The organism is Micromonospora sp. URMC 105, from assembly GCF_051386295.1.
Lineage (GTDB): Bacteria > Actinomycetota > Actinomycetes > Mycobacteriales > Micromonosporaceae > Micromonospora.
Map to the genome: position 1 here is coordinate 1 of NZ_JBPQTL010000163.1, position 7,004 is coordinate 7,004.

Below are 7,004 nucleotides of genomic sequence, written 5' to 3' on the forward strand. Positions count from 1 at the left end.
CGGCCGCCCCGCTCGCCCCCCATCGCGGCCACTTTCAGAGAAAGGGGCCCTATCCAGCCGCGGATAGCGGCCTCTTTCTCCGAAAGTGCGGGGAGCGGGGGCGGGGGGTGGGGTCAGGCGGCGGCGAGGCGGACGCCGTCGCGGCCGTGGCGCTTGACGGCGTAGAGGGCCTGGTCGGCGCGGCGGAGGGTGAGTTCGGGGGACTCGCCGGGCTGGGGGAGGGCCACGCCGACGCTGATGGTGCGGCCGGTACGCCGGGCCGCCTCGGTCAGCCGCTCGGCGATCCGGACCGCCTCGTCGGGGCGGCTCACCTCGATCACCGCCACGAACTCGTCGCCGCCGATTCGGTACAGCTCGTCGCCCTGGCGCAGCGCCCCTTCCAGGGCCCGGGCCAACCCGACCAGCAGCCGGTCACCGGCCTGGTGGCCGTACGTGTCGTTGACCGTCTTGAACCCGTCCACGTCGATGGCGAGCAGGGCCGTACGCCCCGGCGTGGCCGCCCGGATCCGCTGGCCGAACGGCCCGGTGTGCTGGAGCCCGGTGAGCGGATCGGAGCTGGCCTGCTCGCGGAGCCGGGCCAGCGTACGGAGCCGTTCCAGCGCCCCCCAGGCCTGCCCGGCCAGCAACTCGATCAGGTTGACCGTGGTCGGGTCCGGCCGTTGCAGCCGCTCGTCGGCAACCAGCAGCACACCACCGGCGTCGGGCCGGCCGACCGGCACGGACACCAGCGTGCGCACCCCCGCCCGGGCCAGCGGTGCGTACTCGTCGGTCGGTGGGTGGCCCGCCTCGCCCAGCGTGTACGCCGTGCCGTGCCGGTGGGCGCGGGCCACCATCCGGGCGAGCGACCCCGGGCCGGCCTCGGTCAGCTCGGCCCGGACGCGGGACTCCAGCTCACCCGGCTCGCCGGTCGGTGCGCCGAGTCGTGGGCCGCGCCGGCCGGCGAGCACCAGCACGGCGGCGGAGAGGGTGGAGACGTCCCGGGCCGCGGTGAGCGCCGCGGCCATCAGGTCCCAGTCGGTGGGTGCGGAGGTGAACGCGGTGGCGTGCCGCAGCAGCTTCTCGCTGCGGCTCTCGGCCGGCGGTCCGCCGAGCGCCATGATCCGGGCGCCGAGCCGACCGGCCAGCCGGTCGGCGACCTCCCGCCACCGCCCCAGCTCCGCCGGGCCGCTCCACTGCAGGTCGAGCACCCCGATCGGGCGGCCGGCCGGGTCGAGCACCGGTACGCAGATCTCGGCGGTGACGTCCGGACGCAGCGGGAGGTAGTCCGGGTCGGCGGCGACGTCGGGCACCGTGGCCCCCTCGCCGGAGGCGTAGACCCGGCCGACGATGCCGGACTTCGGCGGGACGGTGGAGAAGACCTGCCACGACCCGGTGGCGGCGACGCAGCGCAGCCGGTCGTGGACCTGGAGCAGCACGGAGATCGTCGCCGGGGCGTACCGGGCGAGCGCGGTGGCGGTCCACTGGCACGCCTCGACGGCGCTGGACGCCATCGGCAGGCGGACCGTGACGTCGCGGACGACTCGCTCGTGATCCACGTTCTTCCAGGTGGGGGAGGGCCCGGCCGGTGCCGGGGCTGCGATCAAGCGTACTCAGCTCGCGGCGGTCCGCCCACGCCGAAGATCATCCGCTGTTCGTACACATGTGCCATCCACAGGCTGTGGACAGGGCCTGTGGGCTGCGCGACCGCCCCCGCCGGGAGCGGACCCGGGTTAGCGTGAAGGTCCCGGTCGCAGTGGAGGAGCCCATGCTCATCGCCCAGCTGAGTGACCCGCACATCACCACCGGCGTGCTCGGCGCCGTGCCCGCCGCCGGCCTGCACCGCGCGCTCGGCCGGGTGCTGGCGCTGCGCCCCCGCCCGGACTGCGTGGTGATCACCGGCGACCTGGTCGCCCGGGGCCGCCCCGACGAGTACGTGGCGCTGCGCGAGGTGATCGGGCCGTACCCGCTGCCCGTGCACCTGGTCGCCGGCAACCACGACGACCGGGAGTCGCTGCTGGACACCTTCGGCGGCACGCCCTACCTCGGTGGGGGCTTCTCCGCGCACTACCACGTCGACCACCCGGACGTGACCGTCGTGGTGCTCGACTCGCTGACCCCCGGCGAGGTCGGGGGCCGGCTCGGCGAGGACCAGCTCGGCTGGCTCGACGGGGTGCTGGCCGGCCGCCCGGAGGTGCCCGCCGTGATCTGCGTGCACCACCCGCCGGTCGCCGTCGTCGCTCCGCCCGTCGACGCCGTCCGGCTCGCCGACGGTGACGCGCTTGCCGAGGTCGTCCGCCGGCACCCCCACGTGGTACGCGTCGCCGCCGGCCACCTGCACCGCCCGGTGACCACCGCGTACGCCGGCACCGTGCTGACCGTCGCGCCGAGCACCTGGCGACAGGCGTCGCTGACCATGAGCGCCGACGACGAGATCGGCTGGGTCGACGAGCCGACCGCCTTCCTGCTGCACGCGATCGACGACGGTGGCTGCGTCACGCACACCGTGCAGGTCAGCCACGCCGCCGGGCAGACCTGCGGCTACTGACCCCAGCGGGTGGACCTGCTCTGGTACGTCGCGTACGGGTCGAACATGCACGCCACGCGGCTCGGCTGGTACCTCGCCGGTGGCCGGCCACCGGGCGGGCTGCGGTCGTACCCCGGGTGTCGGGACTGCCGGCCACCGCGCCGGACGGCCGGGGTGCTGGTCCCCGGCGGCGTCTACTTCGCCGGGGAGTCCCGGACCTGGACGGGTGGGATGGCGTTCTACGACCCCGAACTTCCCGGTACGGCGGCGGCGCGCGGTTACCTGCTCACCGCCGGGCAGTTCGCCGACATCGCCGCCCAGGAGATGCACCGCCCGCCCGACGCCGACCTCGACCTGATCGCCGTGGCCGCCGACGCCGGGCGGGCCACCCTCGGCCCCGGCCGGTACGAGACGCTGCTGCGGGTCGGCGTGCGCGACGGGGTGTCGATGCTGACCTTCACCGCGCCGTGGCGGGCCGCCGAGGTCCAGTGGACGCCCCCGGCGCCGGTCTACCTCCGGATGATCGCGGGCGGGGTGCGGGAGGCGCACGGCTGGTCGGTCGCGCGCACGGTCGACTACCTGGCCGGCCGCCCGGGGATCACCGGGCGGTGGAGCCACGCCGACCTGACCGGCCTGGTGGCGGGCCTCCCGGCGAGCTGACCCGGTGGTCGCCCGCTCGTCGGGCGGAGGGCGCACGGTTCGGTCCGCCAGGCCGGTCGGTCGGGCGGCGGGAGTCGGCGGAGGGGTCGCTCTCGGGTCGACGAGCGCATGAAGATGGTCACCATCCGGTTTGGACGTCCGGTACCCGCGGATTTGTTTGCGGACGCAGAGGTTTCACGGTCCACTTTCGCCGCACGGCATCGATAACCTCGGCCCACTCCGTGGCCGACTCGCCAGGTCGGCCCGCGACCATGTGGGGGAACACATGAAGCAGAAGCTCATCGGCTACGCGGCGGCGCTCGCCACCATCGTCGGCGGCACGCTCGCCGTCGCTACGCCGGCGCAGGCGGCCACGCCGGCCGTTCAGATCACCAAGGTCTACTACAACTCGCCGGGCACCGACAACCGCTCCAACAGCAGCCTGAACGCCGAGTACGTCAAGCTGACCAACCGGCGTAGCACCACCATCAACCTGAAGTACTGGACGCTGCGCGACAAGTCGAACCACGTCTACAAGTTCGCCGGCGACTTCCGCCTGGCCTCCGGCGCCAGCGTCTACATCCACACCGGCAAGGGCACCAACACCTCCACCCACCGGTACTGGGGCTCCGGCGCGTACATCTGGAACAACACCGGCGACACGGCCTACCTGCGCAACTCCGCCGGTACGGCGATCGACTCCTGCTCCTGGGGCAGCAGCGGCAGCTACACCTACTGCTGACCGGCGCGGGCCAGGCAACGGCCCACACGGCGCAGACCATGGCGGACGGCACCCACAGGGGCGGTAGTCGCCCGCCATCCGACCGCCCCGGGCTCGGGCGGTGGCTCCCTCGCACCCGGAGTCGCCACCCTGCCCGGGGCGGTCGCCCTCGTCCTGGGTCGCCGAACCTGGCGCTCTCGCCGGCCGGCCGCCCTGCCTGGCCGCCTTGGTTGGATCGAGCCCCTGGGCGGGCGGCGGGTGGTCAGCTCGGCAGGAAGCGACGCAGCTCGACGGCGAGCAGTTCGGCGGGTACCTCGTGGAAACCGCCCTCCAGGCTCACCCGGCGGGCACCCGGGATCACCTCGGCGGTGGCTCCCGCCGCCTCGCGCAGCCAGCCCGGGCTGCCGGTGCTGTCCACCACGACGGTCGGCACACCGATGCCGGCGAACAGGTCGGCGGGGAGCGTGCCGTCGCCGGTGACGGTGGCGTCGTGGACCAGGGACGGGGCCATCATCTCCAACCAGGACCACATCGGCTGATCGCGCATGCCGCGGACCTGGTCGGCGGGGAGGCCCACCGCGTCGAGCAGGAAGCACTCGACGGCGTCGCCCGGCCGCCCCGCCGCCACCAGCTCGGCCAGCCGGGGCGCGAGCGCCGTGCCCGACCCGGCGCGCGGCCCGACACTGAAGGGCGGCTCGAAGAGGGCCAGCCCGGCGACCGGGAGCCCGGCGGCGGTCGCCAGGGCGGCCAGGATCGCGCCGGAGGAGACCCCGTAGAGGTACGCCGTGCCGCCGGCCGTCCCGATCAGGGACGCCAGGTCCTCGATCTCCCGCCGCACCTCGTACGGGGCGGTGTCGCCGCTGTCGCCCCGGCCGCGCCGGTCGTACCCGAACACGGTGAAGTCGCCCGCCAGCGCGGCGGCCACCGCCCGCGTGGTCGACCGGTCGTTGAACGCGCCGCCCACCAGTACGATCGCCGGCCCCTCGCCGCTGCGCTCGTACGTGATGGTCGTGCCGTCGGCGGAGCGCAACGTGCCCACCGTCAGCGTGTCGGTCATCCCGGATCCTCTCCTCGTCGAGTCGCTTCCATCCTGGTCGGTGCCACCGACAGCGAATCCGACGCCGACCGCCGGACCGCTGTCACCTACCCGTCATGTCGGAATGGTCCGAACGTCCGGCCCGGGCCACCTCGCGTATCCGCAGGTCTGCTCCACTTGCCCGGTCGACCGGCGGTGGTGGAGATGAGAGGCTGTCCCCTGACGGAGCGGCGACTCCCCGACCGCCGCCCTCCGCGATCGACCCCTGTCACGGCACGGATCAGGGTCGCCGGGCGAACCATCGCACCGGCAGCGTCCAACGCCGAACCTCACGAGGAGTTCCATGTCCGTCCCCGGGATGCGTCGGGCCGCCATCGGCCTGACCGCGCTCGCCGCGGCCGCGCTGAGCACGGTCGCCGTCAACCCGAGCCAGGCCGAGGCCGGCCCCAAGCCGGTCGACGTCAAGCTGCTCGCCCTCAACGACTTCCACGGCAATCTCGAACCCCCGACCGGGTCCAGCGGCACCATCGCCGGCCAGCCCGCGGGCGGCGCCGAATACCTCGCCACCCAGCTCGCCGCCCTGCGCGGGGCCACCGAGGAGGAGCAGGAGCGCACCATCACGGTGGCGGCCGGCGACCTGATCGGCGCCTCCCCGCTGCTCTCGGCCGCCTTCCACGACGAGCCGACCATCGAGGCGCTCAGCCTGGCAGGGCTGGACTTCGCCAGCGTCGGCAACCACGAGTTCGACGAGGGCGCCGACGAGCTGCTGCGCATCCAGAACGGCGGCTGCCACCCGGTCGACGGCTGCGCGGACGGCACCCCGTACGCGGGCGCCGGCTTCCAGTACCTCTCCGCCAACGCGTTCAAGACCGAGACCGGCCAGCCGCTGCTGGCGCCGTACGCGGTCAAGAAGGTCGCCGGCGTCAAGGTCGGCTTCATCGGGATGACCCTGGAGGGGACCCCGCAGATCGTCTCCCAGGAGGGCGTCGCCGGCCTCACCTTCAGCGACGAGGCGGAGACCGCCAACAAGTACGCCCGCATCCTGCGCGCCCAGGGCGTGCAGTCCATCGTCGTGCTGCTGCACGAGGGCGGCCAGCAGGAGTCCACCGGCGGCATCAACGACTGCAAGGGCTTCACCGGCCCGGTCGTCGACATCGCCAACCGGATGGACCCCTCCATCGACGTGATCGTCAGCGGGCACACCCACCAGGCGTACAACTGCGAGATCAACGGCAAGCTGGTCACCAGCGCCAGCTCCTTCGGTCGCCTGGTCACCGACATCGACCTCCAGATCGACCGGAAGACCGGCGACGTACTGACCGCCAAGGCCAACAACGTCGTGGTCACCCGGGACGTCACCAAGGACGCGGCGCAGACCGAGCTGATCACCCGCTACAAGACCGCGCTCGGCCCGGTCGCCACCAAGGTCGTCGGCCAGACCGCCGAGCCGCTCAACCGCGTGCAGGAAACCCTCTTCGGTACGGCCAAGGGCGAGTCCGCGCTCGGCAACGTGATCGCCGACGCGCAGCTCGCGGCGACCGACAACGAGCAGGGCGCGCTCGGCGCGTTCATGAACCCCGGTGGTGTCCGCGCCGACCTCGACGCCGGCCAGGTTACCTACGAGGAGGCGTTCACCGTCCAGCCGTTCGCCAACAACCTGGTGACGCTCGACCTCACCGGCGCACAGCTCTACTGCGTGCTGGAGCAGCAGTTCGTCGTCGGCCGGACGCTCTACCCGTCCTCCACGGTCCGCTACACCGTCGACGTGAACGGCACCACCGGCACCACCGCCGACCCGTGCGCCGGCACCCGGGTCGTCCGCGGCAGCCTGACCCTGGGCGGCGTGGCCGTCACCGCCGACGCCACCTACCGGGTCACGGTGAACAACTTCCTGGCCGGCGGCGGCGACGGGTTCACCGCCCTCAAGAGCGGCAGCAACCTGGTCACCGGCATGATCGACCTGGACGCCTTCGTGGCCTACCTGACCGCGTCCTCGCCGGTCTCCGCGCCGGCCCTGGACCGCATCCGCACCACCGCCGAGGTCCCCGCCGCCTGACGGCAGGACCCACCGCACGAACGGGCCCCGGAGCACCCGCTCCGGGGCC

At 73.6% G+C, this 7,004-nt stretch carries 6 protein-coding genes; 4 read left to right on the forward strand and 2 right to left on the reverse strand.

The genetic code is table 11. The annotated features are described in order from the left end of the window. Positions 1-113 precede the first annotated feature (113 nt). Positions 114-1,490: a diguanylate cyclase gene (locus tag ACSNN7_RS28280; protein ID WP_436684107.1), complete on the reverse strand. Its 1,377-nt coding sequence runs from the start codon at positions 1,488-1,490 to the stop codon at positions 114-116. Between the two features lie 254 nt (positions 1,491-1,744). Between ACSNN7_RS28280 and ACSNN7_RS28285 the strand changes: the two genes are divergently transcribed. The 3 genes from ACSNN7_RS28285 (at position 1,745) to ACSNN7_RS28295 (ending at position 3,884) form a co-directional block, all read left to right on the forward strand. Further along, on the forward strand, positions 1,745-2,524 hold the full coding sequence (locus tag ACSNN7_RS28285; protein WP_436684102.1) for a metallophosphoesterase: 780 nt from the start codon (positions 1,745-1,747) through the stop codon (positions 2,522-2,524). Between the two features lie 9 nt (positions 2,525-2,533). Next, positions 2,534-3,163: a histone deacetylase gene (locus tag ACSNN7_RS28290; RefSeq protein ID WP_436684103.1), complete on the forward strand. Its 630-nt coding sequence runs from the start codon at positions 2,534-2,536 to the stop codon at positions 3,161-3,163. 265 nt (positions 3,164-3,428) lie between these two features. Then, a complete protein-coding gene (locus ACSNN7_RS28295) occupies positions 3,429-3,884 on the forward strand; it encodes a lamin tail domain-containing protein (protein ID WP_436684104.1) in 456 nt (151 codons plus the stop codon). Positions 3,885-4,125: 241 nt separating this feature from the next. Here the strand turns inward: ACSNN7_RS28295 and ACSNN7_RS28300 are convergent, their stop codons facing one another. Then, entirely contained in the window at positions 4,126-4,920 is a 795-nt protein-coding gene (locus ACSNN7_RS28300) for an alpha/beta fold hydrolase (protein WP_436684105.1), read from the reverse strand. A gap of 322 nt (positions 4,921-5,242) precedes the next feature. Between ACSNN7_RS28300 and ACSNN7_RS28305 the strand changes: the two genes are divergently transcribed. Beyond that, positions 5,243-6,955, forward strand: a complete 1,713-nt coding sequence (locus tag ACSNN7_RS28305) for a bifunctional metallophosphatase/5'-nucleotidase (RefSeq protein ID WP_436684106.1) — start codon at positions 5,243-5,245, stop codon at positions 6,953-6,955. Positions 6,956-7,004: the final 49 nt, after the last annotated feature.

What these genes read in the sequence shown, in the direction of transcription:
- ACSNN7_RS28280 (WP_436684107.1), bottom strand. Translation starts at nt 1,490, where the DNA reads ATGGCGTCCAGCGCCGTCGAGGCGTGCCAGTGGACCGCCACCGCGCTC.
- ACSNN7_RS28285 (WP_436684102.1), top strand. Translation starts at nt 1,745, where the DNA reads ATGCTCATCGCCCAGCTGAGTGACCCGCACATCACCACCGGCGTGCTC.
- ACSNN7_RS28295 (WP_436684104.1), top strand. Translation starts at nt 3,429, where the DNA reads ATGAAGCAGAAGCTCATCGGCTACGCGGCGGCGCTCGCCACCATCGTC.
- ACSNN7_RS28300 (WP_436684105.1), bottom strand. Translation starts at nt 4,920, where the DNA reads ATGACCGACACGCTGACGGTGGGCACGTTGCGCTCCGCCGACGGCACG.
- ACSNN7_RS28305 (WP_436684106.1), top strand. Translation starts at nt 5,243, where the DNA reads ATGTCCGTCCCCGGGATGCGTCGGGCCGCCATCGGCCTGACCGCGCTC.